At 65.5% G+C, this 19522-nt stretch carries 17 protein-coding genes; 10 read left to right on the forward strand and 7 right to left on the reverse strand.

What is annotated here, in order from left to right:
- Nucleotides 1-112 precede the first annotated feature (112 nt).
- From NU1_RS28725 to NU1_RS28735, 3 genes are all read left to right on the forward strand, one after another.
- Nucleotides 113-901 (forward strand): DUF4254 domain-containing protein, encoded by a 789-nt coding sequence (locus NU1_RS28725; RefSeq protein WP_067526307.1) that lies wholly within the window; start codon nucleotides 113-115, stop codon nucleotides 899-901.
- A 26-nt stretch (nucleotides 902-927) separates the two neighbouring features.
- Nucleotides 928-2202 carry a radical SAM protein gene (locus NU1_RS28730; protein ID WP_157553182.1) on the forward strand — a complete coding sequence of 425 codons (1275 nt, stop codon included), beginning with the start codon at nucleotides 928-930 and terminating at the stop codon, nucleotides 2200-2202.
- A gap of 368 nt (nucleotides 2203-2570) precedes the next feature.
- Complete coding sequence (locus NU1_RS28735; protein ID WP_281221274.1) at nucleotides 2571-3581, forward strand: radical SAM protein; 1011 nt, start codon at nucleotides 2571-2573, stop codon at nucleotides 3579-3581.
- Here the strand turns inward: NU1_RS28735 and NU1_RS28740 are convergent.
- The gene (locus tag NU1_RS28740; protein WP_067526313.1) at nucleotides 3578-4453 is read right to left on the reverse strand and encodes a glycosyltransferase family 2 protein; all 876 of its coding nucleotides are present in this window, start codon (nucleotides 4451-4453) and stop codon (nucleotides 3578-3580) included. The genes NU1_RS28735 and NU1_RS28740 overlap by 4 nt on opposite strands.
- A 693-nt stretch (nucleotides 4454-5146) precedes the next feature.
- Between NU1_RS28740 and NU1_RS28745 the strand changes: the two genes are divergently transcribed.
- Together NU1_RS28745 and NU1_RS28750 are read left to right on the forward strand one after the other, a co-directional pair.
- Nucleotides 5147-5797: a cyclodeaminase/cyclohydrolase family protein gene (locus NU1_RS28745; RefSeq protein WP_067526316.1), complete on the forward strand. Its 651-nt coding sequence runs from the start codon at nucleotides 5147-5149 to the stop codon at nucleotides 5795-5797.
- 180 nt (nucleotides 5798-5977) lie between these two features.
- Complete coding sequence (locus NU1_RS28750) at nucleotides 5978-6727, forward strand: L,D-transpeptidase (RefSeq protein ID WP_067526318.1); 750 nt, start codon at nucleotides 5978-5980, stop codon at nucleotides 6725-6727.
- Between the two features lie 80 nt (nucleotides 6728-6807).
- Here the strand turns inward: NU1_RS28750 and NU1_RS28755 are convergent, their stop codons facing one another.
- Nucleotides 6808-7563 carry a nuclear transport factor 2 family protein gene (locus NU1_RS28755; protein ID WP_067526320.1) on the reverse strand — a complete coding sequence of 252 codons (756 nt, stop codon included), beginning with the start codon at nucleotides 7561-7563 and terminating at the stop codon, nucleotides 6808-6810.
- A gap of 115 nt (nucleotides 7564-7678) precedes the next feature.
- Between NU1_RS28755 and NU1_RS28760 the strand changes: the two genes are divergently transcribed.
- On the forward strand, nucleotides 7679-8344 hold the full coding sequence (locus NU1_RS28760; RefSeq protein WP_067526322.1) for a TetR/AcrR family transcriptional regulator: 666 nt from the start codon (nucleotides 7679-7681) through the stop codon (nucleotides 8342-8344).
- A 163-nt stretch (nucleotides 8345-8507) separates the two neighbouring features.
- On the opposite strand, the gene NU1_RS28765 is transcribed toward NU1_RS28760, so the two are convergent.
- Complete coding sequence (locus NU1_RS28765; RefSeq protein WP_067526324.1) at nucleotides 8508-9356, reverse strand: bifunctional 5,10-methylenetetrahydrofolate dehydrogenase/5,10-methenyltetrahydrofolate cyclohydrolase; 849 nt, start codon at nucleotides 9354-9356, stop codon at nucleotides 8508-8510.
- A gap of 208 nt (nucleotides 9357-9564) precedes the next feature.
- Here NU1_RS28765 and NU1_RS28770 point away from each other — a divergent pair, with 208 nt between their 5' ends.
- The 3 genes from NU1_RS28770 to NU1_RS28780 all read left to right on the forward strand — a co-directional run bounded on the left by NU1_RS28770 (nucleotide 9565) and on the right by NU1_RS28780 (nucleotide 12044).
- Complete coding sequence (locus NU1_RS28770; RefSeq protein ID WP_084521884.1) at nucleotides 9565-10425, forward strand: YdcF family protein; 861 nt, start codon at nucleotides 9565-9567, stop codon at nucleotides 10423-10425.
- A 116-nt stretch (nucleotides 10426-10541) separates the two neighbouring features.
- The gene (locus NU1_RS28775; protein ID WP_157553184.1) at nucleotides 10542-11342 is read left to right on the forward strand and encodes a putative protein N(5)-glutamine methyltransferase; all 801 of its coding nucleotides are present in this window, start codon (nucleotides 10542-10544) and stop codon (nucleotides 11340-11342) included.
- A gap of 9 nt (nucleotides 11343-11351) precedes the next feature.
- Nucleotides 11352-12044 (forward strand): HAD family hydrolase, encoded by a 693-nt coding sequence (locus NU1_RS28780; RefSeq protein ID WP_067526326.1) that lies wholly within the window; start codon nucleotides 11352-11354, stop codon nucleotides 12042-12044.
- A 65-nt stretch (nucleotides 12045-12109) separates the two neighbouring features.
- On the opposite strand, the gene NU1_RS28785 is transcribed toward NU1_RS28780, so the two are convergent.
- Together NU1_RS28785 and NU1_RS28790 are read right to left on the reverse strand one after the other, a co-directional pair.
- Nucleotides 12110-12937 carry an SDR family NAD(P)-dependent oxidoreductase gene (locus NU1_RS28785; protein ID WP_067526328.1) on the reverse strand — a complete coding sequence of 276 codons (828 nt, stop codon included), beginning with the start codon at nucleotides 12935-12937 and terminating at the stop codon, nucleotides 12110-12112.
- A gap of 37 nt (nucleotides 12938-12974) precedes the next feature.
- Nucleotides 12975-14546 carry a succinic semialdehyde dehydrogenase gene (locus NU1_RS28790; RefSeq protein ID WP_067526333.1) on the reverse strand — a complete coding sequence of 524 codons (1572 nt, stop codon included), beginning with the start codon at nucleotides 14544-14546 and terminating at the stop codon, nucleotides 12975-12977.
- 128 nt (nucleotides 14547-14674) lie between these two features.
- Between NU1_RS28790 and NU1_RS28795 the strand changes: the two genes are divergently transcribed.
- Entirely contained in the window at nucleotides 14675-15370 is a 696-nt protein-coding gene (locus NU1_RS28795; protein ID WP_067526340.1) for a TetR/AcrR family transcriptional regulator, read from the forward strand.
- A gap of 192 nt (nucleotides 15371-15562) precedes the next feature.
- Here the strand turns inward: NU1_RS28795 and NU1_RS28800 are convergent, their stop codons facing one another.
- Both NU1_RS28800 and recD read right to left on the reverse strand, forming a co-directional pair.
- Nucleotides 15563-17047, reverse strand: coding sequence for a flavin-containing monooxygenase (locus NU1_RS28800; RefSeq protein ID WP_067526349.1), 1485 nt, complete (start codon nucleotides 17045-17047; stop codon nucleotides 15563-15565).
- Between the two features lie 537 nt (nucleotides 17048-17584).
- A complete protein-coding gene (recD, locus tag NU1_RS28810) occupies nucleotides 17585-19471 on the reverse strand; it encodes an exodeoxyribonuclease V subunit alpha (RefSeq protein WP_067526358.1) in 1887 nt (628 codons plus the stop codon).
- Between the last annotated feature and the right edge of the window lie 51 nt (nucleotides 19472-19522).

Consider the following 19522-nt stretch of genomic DNA (forward strand, 5'->3'; position numbering starts at 1 on the left):
TCTCGATCTGACGCGTGTACGGACATTGCTCACCGACCACGCGGGCCATGGCACAAAATGCCGCAAATTCGTTGCCGCCCTCGACTACTGCTCCAGCTCGATGGGATGACCCATGTGCACGCTTGACGAGTCGCGCGGGCATCTCATGCTGATCGATGACACAACGCGGGCGAGATCACTGCCCACCAAAGACGAACTGTTGGAAGCCTTTCGCGGGAACCACGGTGGACACCAATTGTGTCGAGCAGCGGCCGAACTGGCAGACCTCCACAAGCGGCGACGGATCGAACCCGAGTACGCGGACGAGATCGACCACTGCCGCCAGAACATCATGCGCGCAATCGACTGCTGGGTCACCGCACACACACCGACACCACATCCAGACGCACGAACGCATACCGAGACCTTCGGCAGTGTCATCGACCGCATGGCCGGAATCGCCGAACAAGCCTTCCACCTGCTGATGAACGACAACCCAGCCGGTGAAACCGTGCACCGGAAATGGTGGCAACTCGCCCAACTCGAGGATGCCTACGCCGACCTCGCTGACGAAGTTGCCCGCGGTTGGCGACGACTTCCCGAATCCGAATGTCCCGACTACCCCAACGACTCGGAGTTGCCATCGATGAGTGCAGAAGACAACGGCCCCGCCGACGAAATCTCCATTCCCACAACCGAATTGCAGCACGCAATCCAATCGGCAGCCGAGATCGCCGCCGCCGCGGGAACGCGATCCTTCGGCGTTGAACACGTACTCCTCGTACTACTCAACGACCCGCGCCGACTGCCGCTGCAACAGCTGGCGGACATGGGATTCGACCCCGTTGCCGTGCTCGCGCGGTTGACGGAATTCGCGCGCTCAGCCAACACAGAGCGGCCCGCAAACCCTGAGTCCACCTGACCCAGTAGCAATAAAGGAGTTTCACTTTGCCCAGCCACCCCGAACCGGTCGGCCATCTGCTGCGGATGGTGATCGACGCAGTCAACGAATGCAATCTGCGCTGCCACTACTGTCACCCGGGCGAAGTATGGCGACAGCAACAACTGCCGGAACAGTCAGTCCGCAGCGCACTCCTGGCCGCCGAAGAGGCCGGCATCCTCGAAGTGGTGCTCACCGGCGGTGAGATCACGCTACACAGCGATCTCCAGGCGATCCTCGAATCCACGCATCTACTCCGGCGCTGCGCGTCGACGTTGATCACTAATGCCACCAAACTCACGCCCGAAGTAATTGACTGGATGGCGGCGTCGAACCTCACCCGCGTCTGCACCAGTGTCGACGGCGCGACGAACGAAGTCCACGGCACGGCACGAGGAAAGAACTTGCCGAAAGTGCTTACTGGGCTCCGCCTACTGAAGGACACAGGCAAGCCGATCACTGTCATTACCGTTGTCCACCAACAGAACTGGCGGCACGCGATCGAACTCAGCGACTTCCTCGCCACTGAGAAGCTGGCGACGCAACACCACCTCTGCGCACCGAGCTTTTCCGGGCAAGCCCGCTCCCATTACCCGAAACTGGCGTTGAACGAAACCGAGTTCCACCAGGTTCAGCAGCTGGTCGACTCACACTTTGGCCGACTTCGAGACCACGGCCTGTACCTTACGTTCAACTCCCATTGGCCTGCTACCGGCCGCCGAACCCTCACGGTGAATCCGCGCCGCACGATCACCCTTCAGCAACTGTCCGAGCAGGTCAAAGATGTGCTCTGCAACGTCCGACCGAACGGAGAGTTCCGACTTCAAGCCGCCACGTGGGGACGTGAAATGGTCGGCAACGCCATTATAGGATCGGTTCACGCGCAACCGGTTTCACAGCTGATCGCCGCAGCCGAGTCGACATTGACGTCCGGAACTGCACGGCAACTCCCTCGAGTTGACGAAGCCCGCCACAAGTTCCAGATAGGTGCCCGCGCGAACATCGACACGACCAACATTCTGATCGGACACGGCGAGACCTCCTCCGCCGCAACGGAGATGATCCCAATCCTGAGCGTCGACGAACACTGGCTCCTCGACAATCCAGCCGACCTGGCGACTGTACGCAGCCAGCTGGTCCAAGACCGAGACAACCATCGTGTCGCGCGCCATCCGACCGGCCGAATACTGGTGTTCGATCGTCGACGTTCCCTCATCACGCTCCTGCATGAGCAGGAATGGCAGCAGGTAGAGACCGCATACGCCGCCGGGAGCAAACTGTGATCACTGCCCCAGCTGCCCACCATGCATTGCGGTTTCTGTGCAGCGATCCCACCGCAGCGCGGCTGTTCTCCGATGTACTCGAACAAGCGCCAACCGACCCTGCGATCCGCACCGCGATTGCTGGCCATCTCGCATCACCGCACACTCCGGCGACGCAACTGGCAACCTCCATCGAGGTTGATCTCCAAACAGTCTGCGCGGCCTACCATGTGATCCGCACCAACCCCCGCGTGCCAGACCTGACCGGGTCCCTGTACTACCCACATCGGATGCGATGGGGGTTCGCGGCCACGACAGTCAGCAAATGGATACGGCGCCCAGAGATTCCACACCGAATCCTCGCCCGGGAACCAGTAGTGGCCGAAACGATGGAAATCCACCCCACCCGAGGCACATGCAATTACCGCTGCCGGATGTGCCTGTGGTCCGACCAGTCCGAACTCACCTACACCACCAAGGGGTTGGACAGCGGCGGATTGATGACCGCCGCGGAGTGGACACGCGCTCTAGGAGAACTGTGCGATGCCGGTGTTCGCCGCTTAATCGTCTCTGGCGGAGGCGAAGCGTTGATCAATCCCGACCTGCCGAGCATCCTCAACACAGCCGCCGCTATCGGCTTCGAGATCCACGTTTACACAACCGGATTCGCGATCCGCGAAGGCAGTCCACTCTTCGATGCACTGCTGCGTTGCCATCGGATTCGTCTGTCCGTCCACTCCCCCGACCCAGTCACCTACGACCACATCGCGGGAACACGCCCTCAGCAGCGGGCCCTGGACAGAGTCGCTCACAACCTCACCGCCCTGCACGACGCACGCAGCGAACTGCCGAACATCGGGATCGGAATGGTGATCCAGCCCGACAATCACGACCAGATCGAAGCGATGGTCAAGTGGGCGCAAAGCCTCAGCGCCGACTGGCTGGACCTGCGCAAGGACGAAGTTGACGTCACGGCCGACCTGAGCAGCGAACAGCTGACGGAAATCCGCCACCAATTGCGCAATGTCCGAGCGAACCCCCCAGAGGGCACCCGAATCGATATCGGAGACGAACTGGTCGCCATCGCCAACAATGTGGCACAGGACAGGTCGCGAACCAGCGAATGCATGGGCCGCTGGTTCCGACCAACCATCGGGGCCTACGGCCACCTCACCCCGTGCGACCTGAAGGCCGAGCCGCGATTCGCTCGTAGTGGCTATGACCTCGGCAACGTCAAGAGTTCCCGGATTCTCGACGTCGTCGAGGTATCGAACGATCGGCATATCGCGGACGACTGCGAACAGTGCATGCCAAGCTCACGCACCGGCAACGCGATCGTCCACAAGCTGCTCGAAGACCTGAAAGCCGGAGTCGGGCTCGACGAGCAGCCGTTCGTCTAGCTGCGGCCCAGACGTTGCAGCACTGCGGTCCGCGCCACCGCCGCCAGGCCACGAGCGATCAGCCCCACCGCGACCACGGGAGCAAACGCCAACCATGGTGAGCCCTTGTGGTAGTCGCAGTAAAAACGCAATGCACTGCGGTGGTGGCTGCGCACCTTACGGAACGGTGCGGACCGCATACTGCCACCCTCGCGGTGTCGGATCTCGACATTCGGGTCCAGAACCACCCGCCATCCACCGCGGTGCATGTCCAGCGCCATCTTGGTTTCCTCGAAGTACAGGAAGTACCGGTCGTCGAAGCCGCCCACCGCGTCGAATGCTTCGCGCCGAAACAACATGCAACACCCGGAAATCCAGTCCACATCGCTGACTGTCGTGACAGTCTCACCGAAGTAGCGGCGTGTAGCGGGGTTCTGTGGCCAAAGCCCACCCAGCAGTGCGTGCGCGATACCGACAGCCAGCGACGGGAACCGTCGACCGCTGGGATACAGCGTCCCGTCCAACCTCGCGATACGCGGACCGATCATCCCGATCCGGTCGTCAGTGCTTGCCGTCTCGATCAAAGCCGCTATGGAGCCAGGCGCAAGTTTCGTATCAGGGTTAGCGACGAGAATCCACTCACCGCTCGATGCCGCAGCACCCTGGTTGATGGCCGCAGCTAGTCCTACGTTGCGGCTATTCCGGATGACAGTTCCACCGAACTCTTCGACGATGTCGACGCTGCGGTCAGTGGAGACATTGTCGACACCGATCACTTCGACCACATACGGCTCCACCGCGGAATTCAACGTCTCCAAGAATCCTGGCAGGTCTTCGGCGCTCTGGTAGGTGACGAGAGCGAGGCCAACGGTCTTCTCACCCGGGCTTGACATGGTGAGGAACCTATCAGGCTGCGTTGATGCCCTGCGCAGGAACCGATTAGGCGGACGGGTCAGCTCTTTCCGATCGGCACGCTATGTCACTCCCCATCCACGCTGTCAGTTAGCCACCACGACTGAACCCAATTGATGGGGCAGGTCAACCTGTCACCTGATCGTGCAGCAGTCCCGACGGACAGTCCGATTGTCGTCGGTTCACTGTCGAGGTCGTGGGCGAGTGTGCCGACGGCGACAGTTGGTGTTCCGGGTTCGTCGTGACAGTCCGGTGCCGGGGGTTCCGGTTGTCGGATCTGCGGGACACGGTGGCGACCCATCTGTCGGCCGTCACCCAGGACTATGAGCGGGTGAGTGCTCAGTTGGGGCATTCCGAGGGCAAACCTGTCGATGGCGCAGAAGCACTATATCGACGGCTGCGTGAAGAGGGTGGTGGTGGTGGACAACGCAGATCACCTGGAAGCGTTGAATCCCCGGATTTCGGCAGAGATTTGGGAATCGGGTGTCGAATAGTCCGTTTCCAGAGGGCGGTTTTCGGCCCGGACCTGCATAACCCCCGGTAGCACTACTGTATCGAGAGGCCGATACGCATGACCCGGACCATACCGAGTGGGTAATCCCCTGGTGCCAGCCGGTACCGTGATCGGCGAAAGCTCGCATACCGCATGACGAATTCACGGGAGGCCCACGCTCATGACTCAGGACGTCGCGCAGGACAGCACCACCTTCGGTGACTCGACACTGCGGGGGTACCTGGATCAGTTGGCCGCCAAGGTGCCCGCCCCCGGTGGCGGGGCCGTCGCCGCCCTGCACGCGGCACAGGGGGCGGCCCTGGTGGCCATGGTGGCGCGCTACACCACCCGCGCCAAGGACGCCGAGGTCCGGCCCGCCATCGACCGCATCATCGCCGCCGCCGATGCCGCCCGCGAGCGCGCCCTCGAGCTGGCCGATGCCGATGCCGCCGCCTTCACCGCCGTGGGCGCGGCCTACAAGTTGCCCAGGGACACCGATGAGCAGCTGGAGGCCCGCAATGAGGCCATTACCGCCGCCCTGCTCGACGCCGCGCGGGTTCCCGCCACCGTGGTCGCCGCGGCCGATGAGATCGTCTCGCTGGCAGCCGAACTCCTGCCCATCGGCAATCCCAATGTGGTCACCGATATCGGTGCGGCCGCCGATTGCGCCCGCGCCGCCGCCGCCAGTTCCCAGCTCAATATCGCCATCAATGTGGCCTCGCTCGGCACCGGTTCGGCCGCGGAGTTCGAGCCGGTGCTGACCGCAATCGACGAGCTCATCGCGCGCGCCGACGCCCTGCACGGCGATGTGGTCGCCGCCATCGAAAAATAGAGTTTGACCTGGCGTTTCTTCACATTTGCCCGGCGGTGTGCATTATCACCACCGGGCATTTGTGTGTAGAAGGCGCTCCGGTGGGTAGGTCACGAAGCGAGAACTTTTCTCGCTGGCCTTGATCATGAAGCCATAGGCTGTGGACTCGAAGACCACACCATCCTCGAAAGGGGTGGCACTATGCGGAACGCGATTCGCTACCTGTTCGTCGCGACCGTGGTCGCGGCACTGGCGGCATTCGGATCGGGGATCGCCGCCGCGGCGATCATCGAACCCAGTGCGCCTGCGGTGCAGGCGATCTCGCCCGGACCGGGGGAAACGGTCGGTATCGCCGCACCGGTGCGTGTGCAATTCGCCGAACCCGTCGAAAACCGGGCGCGCGCAGAACAATCCGTGAATATCCGAGCCGAGACGGCACTGGCCGGAACGTTCTCGTGGACCGGTGACCGGGAACTGACCTGGTCCCCCACCGGATTCCTGCCTGCTTCCTCGCCCATTTCCGTCTCGGTAGGCGGCGCACGCACCGAATTCAACACCAACGCCGGAGTCACGGCCGAGGGCGATATGTCGAACTACACCTTCACCGTCAGTATCGGCGGCGTACCGGTGCGGACCATGCCCGCGTCCTTCGGCAAGCCCGGCTGGGAGACACCGAGCGGAACCTTCCCGGTCATGGAGAAGTTCGCCAGCATCACCTTCGACTCCCGTACCATCGGCATCCCCCTCAACGACCCCGAGGGCTACCTCATCGAGGGCCAATGGGCCGAGCGCCTGACCTGGGGTGGAGTCTTCGTACACTCCGCACCGTGGTCGGTGGACTCCCAGGGCAATGCCAATGTGAGCCACGGGTGCATCAACCTGCCGCCGGGCGATGCCCAGTGGTACTACGAGAATGTGAGCGTCGGGGACCCGGTCTATCTCCACTGGTGACCGCCGAGCCTGTCGCTCCGGCGAGTTTTCGGCCGGAATCCACTCCTGACGAGGGGTGTGGATTCCGGCCGAAAGCATCTTCAGCGGGCAGCGCCGAAGGGCAACGCGGCGCGGGCATCGCGCAGCAGCGTCGGCAGTCGTGAGGCCTGGGTGATGGCGCGGAACTGCCAGCTGTCTTCCGCTGGCACGACTCCGGCCGATTGCAGGCCGTCGAGTAGGTCGAAGAGGGTTTCGCCCTCGTACATCAGACCATCCGGGGTGAAGTGATAGCGGTCCACCGCGCTGCATTGGACGAAGGTTCCGACGCCGTGGACGGAGGGCGCGGATTCGTCGTAGGGGTAGAACCGGAGCGATCCGTCGAAATGGCCACTTCCGATGTAGCGGATGATGGTTCGGACCGTGCCGTCCTCGGTGATGTCGATGTAGACCTGTCCGGGTAGCGGGTCGTAGCGCCAATCCGGGATGGCGTCGAAGAAGGCGAAGTTGTATTTCACGAACTCGTCGTGGCCGACCAGCACCCGCCCGAAAGTGGTCGGATCCTTGTAGCGGAGGTCGGGCGTGTACAACTCGTCATTGAGCGACATATCCCGCATGATCCAGCTCCACCAGTACTTCTTCGCCCACTCCATAATCCAGGCGATATCGATACCGAATGTCTTGTAGTGCTGGATCTTTCGCTCGAAGTCGACGAACCACCGCTGGGTCATGGCTGTCAGCTCGTCTTCGTCGAGCACGCGAACCCTGCCGCCCGCCCGATTGCCGGCCAGGAACTCCGGCAGCGGTCGCCGCAGGCGTGGCTGGGCGAGGGCTTGCTCGAACAATGATTCGTCGAACATTGTCGACTCCTTCTTCCGGAATGAAACACGCAACTGGAATCAGCTGTTTCCCGTACATGCTGACACGCCGCCGGTCTAGAATCAACCGTTTCCAGTTGATGATTCGGGAGGTGAAGTGACAGCAGATGGCCGCGGTGACGCGCCGCAGACCGCCGCGAAGCAGTGGCGGGGCCAGACCCTGGTCGACCGCTCACTCGTCCGGCGACGGCAGCTACTCCAGGCGGGCTTCGAACTGCTCGGCGAAGCCGGATGCGCCGCCGTCACCGTTCGGGCGGTGTGCCGCACGGCGCAGCTGAGCCTGCGCTACTTCTATGAGAACTTCACCGACACAGACGAATTGATCGTGACGGTCTTCCACGATTGCAATACCGAACTGGCCACCGCCCTGGCCGCCGGGCCCGGGGCCGACCTCGCCGACACGATCCGGACCGCCATCGAGGCCGCGGCCGGGTATTTCGAAGCCGATACCCGCCGGGTCCGAATCCTCTTGCGCGAGCCGCTGACCAGTGAATTGCTCGCCGCACAACGCGCCGCGGTCACGCCACCCCTGCTCGCCACCATCGCGGCCTCGCTCGGCATGGACGATTCCCTCAGCACCGACGGCGCGGAATACGCCATGTCCGCGAGCGCGCTCTCGGGGGCATTGGTCGCACTGATGCTCGACTACACCGACCGGCGTCTCGATGTCACCGCACCCCAACTCGTGGACTATGCGACGCGCCTCGTCCTGACCACCATGGCCGGACTGTCGAAGGTGCCGCTTCAGCAGCCGAGAACCTGACGGCCCGACTCTTCGTCATTCCGGCGTGCTTTTGGCCGGAATCCACACCCCCGTAACGGTGGATTCCGGCCAAAAGCATGCCGGAATGACGGGGGTGTGTCGACACCGTACGTGCGACCGCACCAGCGACCGAAACGACGCGTCCCCCGGCGAATACTATTGCTCAGCGCGCGTTTTCGGCGGCCTGGACCACGTGGCGCATGAGCAGGGCGGTGGTGACGGGACCGACACCGCCGGGGACCGGGCTGAGGGCGGCGGCTTTGCCCGTAACCGCCGGGGCGTCTACATCGCCGGTGATGGTGCCGTCCTCGCCCTCGTTGGTGCCGACGTCGATGACGATCGCGCCGTCGCGGATGTGTTCGGCCTTGATCAGGCCCGCGCGGCCTACGGCGGCGACCACGATATCGGCGGCGGAGGTGACGGCGGGCAGGTCGACGGTGCGGGAGTGGCAGACGGTGACGGTGGCGTTCTCGGCGAGCAGAAGCTGGGCGAGGGGTTTGCCGACGACGTTCGAACGGCCGACGACCGCGACATGCCTGCCGGACAGCGCGATGTCGTGTGCCTTGGCCAGTTCCACCACGGCTTCGGCGGTGGCGGGCGGGAAACCGGGCAGGCCGGTGGCGAGCAGGCCGAGGGAGAGCGGGCTGACGCCGTCCACATCCTTGGCCGAGGTGATGGCGAGGCTGACATCGTCGAGACCGACGCCCTTGGGCAGCGGGGTCTGCAGCATGATGGCGTCGACGGTCGGGTCCGCGGACAGCTGCGCGAGCTTCGCGCGAATCTCCTCCGCGCTGGCGTCGACGCCGAGATCGACGTTGTCGCAGGTGATTCCATTGCGTTCGGCGGCGCGGTTGAGCGACTTCACATACCAGGTGCTGGCCGGATCGTCATTGGCCACCACCAGCACCAGGCGCGCGGCCCCGCCGTGCTCGGCCAATGCGGCGGCGCGCTGCTTGGTATCGGAGTTGATGGCGGCGGCGAGGTCCTTGCCGATCAGCGAAGTCGTATCCACGGCTACCCACCTTAATGTGCGGGCCGGTCGCGTCCGCCCGTTCCCCTCCGTAGGCGCGGTCGAACCGCGAACCTCACCGCGGCAAATCCCGACTCGAGCCGCTGTGCGGTCGTATCGTGTCCTCATTCGGCTTCGAGCCACTAGCCAGCAAGCAGGACCAGTAAGCAGTGCGTGACCCTCGTTCGTTCGCGGAAAGGTGTCGATAGCGGTGCAGATAGCAAGGCGTTTACCCACCCTGGTCGTGGCGGCCGCGGCCGCCCTGGCCCTCCTCGGGTCTCCGGCCGCGGTCGCGGATTCCGTCCCGCTGTACAACTCAGCGCAGAGCAATTTCGTCAATGGCAATGACGGTGCCGGTCTGGAAGACCTGCGGCGACTACTCGCCGAATCACCGGATGACGCCGAGGCTTTGGCCTTGCAGTCCATCTGGTCCGATTACGCGGGTGACGTCATCGCCCGTGAGGCGGCGCTCCTGCGCCTGAACTCGGTGAATCCGCAGATGGCCGACGGTGTGCGCACCGTCTTCCGGGCCGTCGGTGCCGCCGTCGGCACCCTGCCCAATCCGATTCCGGCCATCGCGGGTCCGCAGACCGGGATTGTGGTGCTCGGCTACGGGCTGCTGCCCGACGGCACCATGCGGCCGGAACTGGTGAACCGCCTACAGGCGGCCTGGTTGCAAGCGATCGCCTCGCCACTGTCGCCCATTGTGGTGACCGGCGGCAATCCCCGGGCCGGGATTACCGAGGCCGCCGCCATGCAGGGCTGGCTGGTGGGGCATGGCATTCCGGCGAACCGGGTGCTGGCCGAACATCAGGCCGGGTCGACGGTCGGCAATGCGCTCAATGCCTCGGACATGCTGCGGGACGCGGGCGCGACCAGTGCGATTGTGGTGACTTCCCCGAACCATATTCGCCGGGCCGTGGCCGATTTCATTGTCGCGGGTATGCCGGTGGTCGGTGCCACCACCTCGCTGGAACAGCTGGTCTCCTCGCTCCCGCCGCCGAGCCGTCCCGGCCAGCGCGGGATCTATCTCGACGCGACCCGCACCTTGCTGCTGCCGTCACAGCGATAGGGACCGTTCTTCGGCCGCCGGGTGACATCACCCGGCGGCCGAGTCGTATCCACCGAACGCCGCCCGCCCCATTACCCCCGTCCGGCGCCGGTGAGCGGGCCTGCACAATGGTCCGAATGTCATCCCTGGATTCCGAGGCCCTGGTCATCCGGCTGCGCGCGGCGGGCTGTGTATTCGCCGAGGCGGAGGCCGAACTCCTACTCTCGGCGGGAGTCGACGCGGCGGAGCTGGAGTCGCTTGTCGCACAGCGAATTTCCGGAGTGCCACTGGAACATCTGCTGGGCTGGACGGAGTTTCGCGGGTTGCGGGTTGCCGTCGCACCGCATGTCTTCGTCCCACGCCAGCGCACCGGATTCCTGGTCGAACAGGCAGTCGAGCTGAGCCGGGAAACGGAATGGACCGAATCTGTGATCGCACTCGATATGTGCTGCGGCTGTGGCGCTTTGGGGCTCGCCTTCGCCACCGAGCTGACCGCCGAGGGCATCCGGGTCGAACTCACGGCAGCCGATATCGAACCGGCGGCCGTGGCCTGCGCCCGCCGCAATCTCGCACCGGTCGGCGCTTCGGTATTTGAGGGTGATCTGTTCGAGCCGCTACCGGCAAGTCTCGCCGGGCGGGTGAATATTCTGCTGGCGAATACGCCGTACGTGCCGTCGGAGGCGATCTCCCGGATGCCGCCGGAGGCCCGCGATTACGAGCCGCTGGTGGCATTGGACGGCGGCGCCGACGGTCTCGATATCTTCCGCCGGGTCGCGGCCGCCGCGCCGGCCTGGCTGGCTCCGGGCGGTTACGTGCTGGTCGAAACCAGCGAGGGGCAGGCACCGATCGCCACCGACATTCTGGTGCGCCACGGCCTGACACCGCGGGTCGCCGAATGCGATGAGCTCGGTGCGACCGTGGTGATCGGCCGCCGGTAACGTAGACGGGTGACGATTCGCGGGATTCTCTTCGATATCGATGACACCCTCATCGACTATTCGAGTGCGGCGCGATTCGGGGTACTCGAACATCTCACGGCGGAGGGCCTGCTCGATCGGTTCGCGTCCCCGGAGGCGGCGGTAGCGCTGTGGAAGCGGCTCGAGGAATACGAGTACCTGCGCTTCCTGGCGGGTGAGCTCACCCACTCCGAGCAGCAGATCGTGCGCACCACGGCGTTCCTGGCGGAGATCGGCGTGACGACCGACGATCCGAGAGCCTGGTTCGATCGCTATGTCCTACATCGCGATACCGCCTGGGTGGCCTTCCCCGACGTCCCGCCGCTTCTGCGGGCGCTGACCGGGCGGATGGCGTTCGGGGTGGTGTCCAATTCGTCACTGGCACACCAGATGTCCAAACTCCGGGCCGTCGATCTGCACGATCATTTCGGCGACGCCGTGCTCTGCTCGGCCGAATACGGCGCCCCGAAGCCGGATCCGAGCATCTTCCTGGCAGGTTGTGCGCTCCTCGGCCTGCCGCCGGAACAGGTTGCCTACGTAGGCGATCGCTACGACACCGACGGGCTCGGCGCGCGTGACGCGGGTTTGCGGGCGTTCTGGCTGGATCGTTCCGCGCTCGGGATCGCACATGATGAGGGCGTGACGGTCATCCACTCGCTCGACGCCCTGTCAACCCTCGACTGAAGCGACGAAACCGCCCCGCGCGCAGTGCCGCTCGGGCATCGCGCGCGGGGCGTTCGGCGCGGCACCTACTGGCGACCGCGGAACTCTTCCATGGAGCGGTACACACCCACGGTATTGAGGTAGAAGTCGCGGACCTTGATCGGCAGCAGGCCGGTGATAGCGCGGTTGAGGCGCGAGGTCCAGGGCATGACAACCAGGGCCGAACCCTTCTTCATCTCGGCCCAGGAGGTGTCGACGACCTCCTCCTGTTCCAGCATGGGCGTGAACCAGAAACCCTTGGCCCCGTCAAACATTCCGGTATTGATGTACGTCGGGCACACCGTGGTGACCTTGACGTGGTCATTGCCGGACTGCTCGAGTTCCAGGCGCACCGAATCCGACCAGCCCAGTGCCGCCCACTTGGAGGCGGCATAGACGCTCATGCGCGGATTCGCGACCAGTGCGGCCGAGGAGGCGATGGTCAGCACCCGCGCCTCGGTGCCGGTATTCGCCACCATGGCGGGCAGGAATTCGAGGGTGATGTACATGGGCGCAAGCGAATTGATCGCCACGGTCTTATCGATATCGGCACGGTTCTCGGTCTCCCAGAAGTAGCCGTTGCCGCGCACGATGCCCGCATTGTTGACCAGGATGTCGATACCGCCGACCTCGGCGCGCACCGCGGTTCCCGCATCCGCGATGGCCTGCTGATCGGAGACATCGACCACGTAGTGGTGAATCCTGCTGCCGCCCAGGGCCGCGAGTTCAGCGGCGGTCTCCTTGAGCGCGGTCTCGTTGATATCCCACAGCACCACATCGGCGGCGCGTTCGGTGACGGCCCGGAGCGCGAACGATTTCCCGAGCCCCATGGCGGCGCCTGTGACCAGGACCTTCTTACCCGCTACGTCTTTCATACCCTCGAGTGCCCCTCTGTCGTGGTCGGTGTGCGGATCACTTCTGCCGCAAGGTCTTCATCACGCCCAGGAACAGCGTCATGGTCTTGGCCCACAGCTGCTCCGACATGCCGGGCAGCGGCGCGATGGGCAGCCCACGCTGGACCGCGATGGTCTGGGTGTCGATGTACTTCAGCAGGCCCTCGGGCCCGTGCCGCCGACCGGTGCCCGAAATGCCCAGCCCACCGGAGGGTGCGGCGACCGAACCCCAGGCGGCGATGAAGCCTTCGTTGACATTCACCGATCCGGCCCGGACACGGGCCGCGACGGCGCGACCACGGTCGGTATCGCGGCTCCACACACTGGCATTGAGGCCGTAGGCGGTGTCATTGGCCTGGGCTACGGCCTCGTCGTCGCTGCCGACGCGGTACACGGACACGACCGGGCCGAAGGTCTCCTCGCGGTAGACGGTCATGCCGTCGCGTACGCCCTCGAGAATGGTGGGCTCGTAGAAGTACGGGCCGAGGTCGGGGCGGGCCTTACCACCGGCGCGCACCTTCGCACCCTTGGCGACCGCGTCGTCGACGTGCGCGCTGACGGTGTCGAGTTGGCGCGGGAAGGTCAGCGAGCCGATCTCGTAGGAGAAGTCGAGTTCCTTGCCGAGGGCGAGTTTCTCGGTGTTCTCCGCGAATTCGGCGATGAACCGGTCATAGACGCTGTCGTGCACATAGATGCGCTCGATCGATTCGCACAGCTGTCCGGCCGAGGCGAAGCAGGCGCGCACCGCGATCTTGGCGGCGGCGGAGATATCGGCGTCATCGAGGACGAGCAGCGGGTTCTTACCGCCCAATTCCAGGGAGTAGCCGATGAGCCGCTCCCCCGCCTGCTGGGCGATGGTGCGGCCGGTGGCGCTGGAACCGGTGTAGTCGACGTAATCGGCGCGGTTGATGACCTCGGCGCCGACCACGCGGCCGCGTCCGAGGACGGCCTGCCACAGGCCCTTGGGCAGTCCGGCACGCTCGGCGATATCGATGGCCCACAGCGCGGTCAGCGCGGTCTGGTTGTCCGGGCGCGCGATCACGGCATTGCCGGCGATGAGCGCGGGCAGGGCGTCGGAGGCGGCCAGCGCGAGGGGGTAGTTCCACGGCGAGATGACCGCGACCACGCCCTTGGGCCGGTTCAGCACCTCCACCTTGGTGAGCACAGGCATGACGCCGCGCGGGGTGCGCGGAGCAAGCAGCTTCTTGGCCTCGGCCGCGTAGTAGCGGGCGTTCACGGCGACATCGCTGACCTCGTCGAAGGCGTGCACCCGGGACTTACCGGTCTCGGTCTGCACGATATCGAGGATCACGTCCTGTTCGGCCAGAACGAGGTCGTGGATGCGGCGCAGGATGGCGACGCGGTCGGTCACCGGGGTCGTGGCCCACTCCTGCTGCGCGGCCCGCGCGGTCACGAAGGCGGCGTCGATATCGGCCGTCGAGGACTGCGGCAGGTCGACGATCTTGCGGCCGGTGGCGGGTGCGAAGACCTCCACCGAGGGGGCGCTGCCCGCGCGCGCATGGCTCAGCAATCGCTGCACGAGATCGAAGGGAAGTGCATCGGCGGCCGCGAGCTGCGGGGCAGTCGTCATTGTCGCCCTCTCTGAGGTGGGTCGCGGGAGCGCCCGCTATTTGCTGAACACCAGTGTTATATGAACAGTAGTGTTAGATTAATAGACGTGATGCACCTCATGTCAAGCGCTCCGCCGGGCACTGTGGAATGACACAGCTCTCCACCAGCGGTCCTCGACGCGGACGACCGCCGCAAACAGAGCAGCAGGCCGACCAGGTTCGCGCCCGCATCGTGCTCGCCACCTCCGAGGTGTTCGCCGAGCACGGCTCCCGGGGTTTGAATGTGGCCCGCGTGATCGAGAAGGCCGGATTGGCGCGCCCCACCTTCTACCGCTACTTCGCCAATGCCATCGAACCGCTGCACGCGCTGTTGACCATCTCCAATGACGATCTCGTCGGCGGGATCCGCGACGCCCTCGATCGCACCGAGATCCCGGTCGAGCTGGGCATCAATATGATCGAGGCGTATCTGTACTGGGCGGGAGGCCACGGGCCGATGCTGGCCCCGCTCTTCGCCGAACTCCACGATCCGGGCTCACCCGTCTCGGCCTACCGCGAACGCGCCCTCGCCGATATCCGTGCGCTGGTGCGCACCAAGTTCGCCGCCCTGGGCCGTCCCGCGCCGAGCGACCTGAATCTCGATACCGCCCTGCAGATTTGCGAATTCGTGGTCTACCGCATCTCCGCGAACGCTCCGCACGGTGAACCGACCCCGGAGGCGGTCGTGGAAGCCCGGCTGACCATGATCCGCGGGGTGCTGGTGACCCTGGGCCGACGCGAGGATGTCGAATACGCCCTGACCCTGCCGGGCGTATTCGATCCGGCCGAACCGCCGGACCGGTAGGTCGCCCGAAGCCGATGACTGTCGGCCGCACACCCATGGCCCGTGGCTGGAAAAGACCGCGCGGTCAGGGGGACATGCGGGCGGAAGTCTCTCGGGCGATGCCGCCACCAGGTCCCCCTGACCGATCGGTCTGGTCTGTGGTACCCCTGTGACGCTATCCCGAGTTTGCTGTGTTCCCTTTCGAGTCGGCTGTCAGTGGGGGGTTCGCGCTGGTTCGGACCGGTGGGCGCGTTCGAAGACCATAGCGGCGTCGGTCACCCTCCCGTAGCGCAATTTCGGGACGTCTCGCAGATAGTTCATGTGGAGCTTCCAGGGCGCGCGGTCGCCCTGTTTGGGTAGGGAATCCAGGGCGCGCAGGACGTAACCGGGTTCGAAGTCGAGGAACGGGGCCGTGCCGACGGCGGGGTCGCGAACAGGGGTGGCCTTGGCGTAGCCGCGGGAGTCCATATGCCGGAGGAGGCGGACCACGTACTCGCACACCAGGTCTGCCTTGAGCGTCCAGGAGGCGTTGGTGTAGCCGATGATGTAGGCGAAATTGGGGACGCCGGAGAGCATCATGGCCTTGTAGGCCATGGTGTCGGGCAGGGAGATGTCCTTGCCGTCGACGGACAGTTCGATGCCGCCGAAGACCAGCAGGTTCAAACCCGTTGCGGTGATGACGATATCGGCGTCGAGGCTCTGCCCGGATTCCAGGCGCAGCCCGGATTCGGTGAAGGTGTCGATACGGTCGGTGACGATATCGAGTTTGCCCTTGCGGATGGCGCGGAAGAGGTCGCCGTTGGGGACCAGGCACAGGCGTTGGTCCCACGGGTCGTAGGTGGGATTGAAGTGGGTGTCGATGTCGTAGCCCGCGGGCAGCCAGCGCTCCTGCATGCCACGAATCCAGGCGCGCATGCGCTGCGGATAGCGTTGTGAGAACTGGTAGATGGCGGTGCTGAAGGCGACATTCTTGGCGCGGGCCAGGCCGTAGGCGGCGCGGGCGGGCAGGAAACGGCGCAGGCGGTCGGCGATGGCGTCGCGTTCGGGCAGCGACATGATGTAGGAGGGGGACCGCTGCAGCATGGTGACGTGCGCGCCCTGCCCGGCCAGGGCCGGACCGAGGGTGACCGCCGTGGCCCCCGAGCCGATTATGACGACCTTCTTATCGGCCACCTCCAACTCGTCGGGCCAGTGCTGCGGGTGCACGATCTGCCCGCCGAACCGTTCGGTCCCGGTGAACTTCGGCGTGTAGCCCTGGTCGTAGCGGTAGTAGCCGGAGCAGGAGAACAAGAAATTGGCGGTGACGGTGAAGGTCTCGCCGTCATGGTCGGCGGTCACCGTCCAGCGGCTGTCCGCAGAAGACCACTCCGCGCGAATTACTTTGTGCCGGTATCGGATATTCTTCTCGATACCGTTCTCGGCGGCGGTATCGCGAACATAGGTGAGGATGGAGTCACCATCGGCGATGGCCTTATCGCCCAGCCAGGGACGGAAGCGGTAGCCGAGGGTGAACATATCGGAATCGGAGCGAATTCCGGGGTAGCGGAACAGATCCCAGGTGCCGCCGATACCGTCGCGAGCCTCCATAATGAGGTAGCTCCGCTGCGGGAACGCCCGCTGCAGGTGGTAGGCGGCTCCGATTCCGGAGAGTCCGGCTCCCACAATGAGCACATCGACGTGCTCCGGCGCACTGCCCATCGTTCAGCCCCTCATAATTCGCGCGAAACCAGCACTCACACCGGTCGGTGCCTCTGCACGCACCCGACCCCAGGGTATCCATTCGCCGGTACGAGTGGTCCCGGACGCGCGGGCTCGCACCCTTTACCCGGGTTCGCACCCCTTGTCGGTACTCCCCTCGTCTCCGGGCAGCCCGTCAGCGGGAGGAGCCGTCGACGCCGAGCAGCAGCCCAACAGTGAAATGCGCGACGGCGGTCCCGTGCGCAGCGCCTCGCGCACCGCCGACCATTCCGGCAGCATCTGCCGCACCTCGGGAAAGTCGGTCGGTCCGTCGGAGCCCACGGTCCAGCGCGACGGTGTGGCGTCCGTGGGCTCGCCGCCCGGTCCGCCGTATCACGAACTCGCCGAGGACGAAGCGCCGCAGCGCGGCGTACCGGTACGAGGCGAGCCGAAGACGAAGCAACGATCGCGTCGCAAGTCGGTCGCCGAACTACCACGGCAGCACCAGAATTCGGCGGCCACAGCCATAGCCGTCCGTGGCGCGTGCGAGTGCGGTTCTCAGACGCGCAGGCCACTTGCTCGCAGTACTCGGCGGGCGATACCGGAGCGGATGGACTCCTCCGTGCCGATGATGCGGACATGGGTGCGGGCGCGGGTGATCGCCGTGTACAGCAATTCCCGGGTGAGCAGGGTGGACTCGGGGCCGGGCAGGACCACCGAGACGGTGTCGTACTGACTGCCCTGGCTGCGGTGGATGGTCATGGCGTACACGGTGGTGACGCCCGGGAATTGGGTCGGATGCACCAGATACGGTTCGGTGCCGCGCTGTAGGGCGGCGCGCAGGGTGCCGTCGGGCGCGCGGACGATGACGCCGGTATCGCCGTTGTAGATGCGGGCCTCGTGATCATTGGCGGTGACCAGTAGCGGTTGACCCGGATACCATTGGCCCGCACCGGGATCGGTGACGACTCCGGCGCCGGTTACCCAGCTTGCGGCGAGCCGGTCCCAGCGTTCGACGCCGTACGGACCCTGGCGGTGGGCGCACAGCAGGCGGTGGGATTCCAGGGCGGTGAGGGCCGCGGTGGCGTCGCCGATGGTGGCGGCATCGGTGGCGGTCCGGGCGGCGCGCAGGACGTCGGCGCGGACATCAGTGATGTCGTCGGGGTTATGCAGTGACAGTTCGTCGCCGCCGTCGGCCAGCAGGGCGAGGGCGGCATCGGCGTCACCGGCCCGGACGGCGACGGCGAGTTCGGCGATGCGGCCACCGAAGCGGCGGCCACGGGTGAGGCGAATAATGCCGCCGCGCAGGCGTTCTCGCTCCCGCCCAGACAGGGCGTCGGGATGGGCGGCGGCAGCGGACAGATCGCCGCCGAGGACGCGTTCGAGAGCCGGATTAGCCTGTCCCAGTACGGGTCCGGCGACCAGGTCGGCGAGTACCGCGCCCGCGTCGACCGACGCCAGCTGATCCGGGTCGCCGACCAGCACCAGGCGGGCATCGGGGCGGACGGCGGGCAGTAGGCGGCTCATCATGGTGAGCGACACCATGGAGGTTTCGTCGACCACGATGACGTCGTAGGGCAGCCGGTTGAACTCATTGTGGCGGAAGCGCGAGGAGCCGCCGCGCTGCCAGCCGAGTAGGCGGTGCAGCGTGGCGGCGGTGAGTTCCGGCAGGCCGATATCCCCGGCCTGCTCGCGCACCGACTCCTGGAGGCGGGCAGCGGCTTTACCGGTGGGGGCGGCCAGGGCTATGCGCAATGCGGGCGCACCGGGGACGGCATTCTGATGGGCCACCAGCAGTGCGAGCACACGGGCGATGGTGTGGGTCTTACCGGTACCCGGGCCACCGGCGACCACCGTGGTCCACTGGGTGGCGGCGAGGGCGGCGGCCAGGCGCTGCCGGTCGGCGGGCTCTCCCGGTCCGGCGATATCCGGGAACAGCCGATCCAGTTCGCGCCGAACGAGTTCCGCGTCCACCATGGGGTGCGTTGTCGCCCGCTCGGTCAGCGCGTCGCGAATGATCTCCTCTTGCCGGAAGTAGCGATCCAGATAGAGCAGCGGCCCGGCATCGGACCCGATGGGTGCGTCGATCAACCGCAGCGGCTTGAGCGGTCCGGCCGGGCTGCCGCAGATGAGCGGACTCACCCGCAGTGCCGCGATGACAGCGTCCACATCCGGCCACGGCAGCGTCGCCGGATCGATGGCCGATTCCTCGGTTCCTTCGGCGTCCACACCGATTTCGTGCATCCGCTTCACTTCCAGGCACACCGAGCCCGAACGCACCGCACGCACCGCGAGCGCGGTCGCGAACAGCACCAGCGGCGATTCCTCCCGCCCGAGGCGGCCGAGCCGCACCGCGACATGCACATCGGCCGCCGAGAGGACACCCGCTTCGTTGAAGATGCGCAGTGGACCGGTTCCACGCTGCGCCACGGAAATCGACGTCATGCGCGGAATGCCTCCTGTATCGAGTGGATTCCGGCCGAATGGACGCCGGAG

This window comes from Nocardia uniformis NBRC 13702, from assembly GCF_001613345.1.
Classification (GTDB): Bacteria; Actinomycetota; Actinomycetes; order Mycobacteriales; family Mycobacteriaceae; genus Nocardia; species Nocardia uniformis.

Coding starts and splice junctions, on each gene's coding strand:
- NU1_RS28725 (WP_067526307.1), top strand. CDS start 113: ATGTGCACGCTTGACGAGTCGCGCGGGCATCTCATGCTGATCGATGAC.
- NU1_RS28735 (WP_281221274.1), top strand. CDS start 2,571: ATGGAAATCCACCCCACCCGAGGCACATGCAATTACCGCTGCCGGATG.
- NU1_RS28740 (WP_067526313.1), bottom strand. CDS start 4,453: ATGTCAAGCCCGGGTGAGAAGACCGTTGGCCTCGCTCTCGTCACCTAC.
- NU1_RS28745 (WP_067526316.1), top strand. CDS start 5,147: ATGACTCAGGACGTCGCGCAGGACAGCACCACCTTCGGTGACTCGACA.
- NU1_RS28750 (WP_067526318.1), top strand. CDS start 5,978: ATGCGGAACGCGATTCGCTACCTGTTCGTCGCGACCGTGGTCGCGGCA.
- NU1_RS28755 (WP_067526320.1), bottom strand. CDS start 7,563: ATGTTCGACGAATCATTGTTCGAGCAAGCCCTCGCCCAGCCACGCCTG.
- NU1_RS28775 (WP_157553184.1), top strand. CDS start 10,542: ATGTCATCCCTGGATTCCGAGGCCCTGGTCATCCGGCTGCGCGCGGCG.
- NU1_RS28785 (WP_067526328.1), bottom strand. CDS start 12,937: ATGAAAGACGTAGCGGGTAAGAAGGTCCTGGTCACAGGCGCCGCCATG.
- NU1_RS28790 (WP_067526333.1), bottom strand. CDS start 14,546: ATGACGACTGCCCCGCAGCTCGCGGCCGCCGATGCACTTCCCTTCGAT.
- NU1_RS28795 (WP_067526340.1), top strand. CDS start 14,675: ATGACACAGCTCTCCACCAGCGGTCCTCGACGCGGACGACCGCCGCAA.
- NU1_RS28800 (WP_067526349.1), bottom strand. CDS start 17,047: ATGGGCAGTGCGCCGGAGCACGTCGATGTGCTCATTGTGGGAGCCGGA.
- recD (WP_067526358.1), bottom strand. CDS start 19,471: ATGACGTCGATTTCCGTGGCGCAGCGTGGAACCGGTCCACTGCGCATC.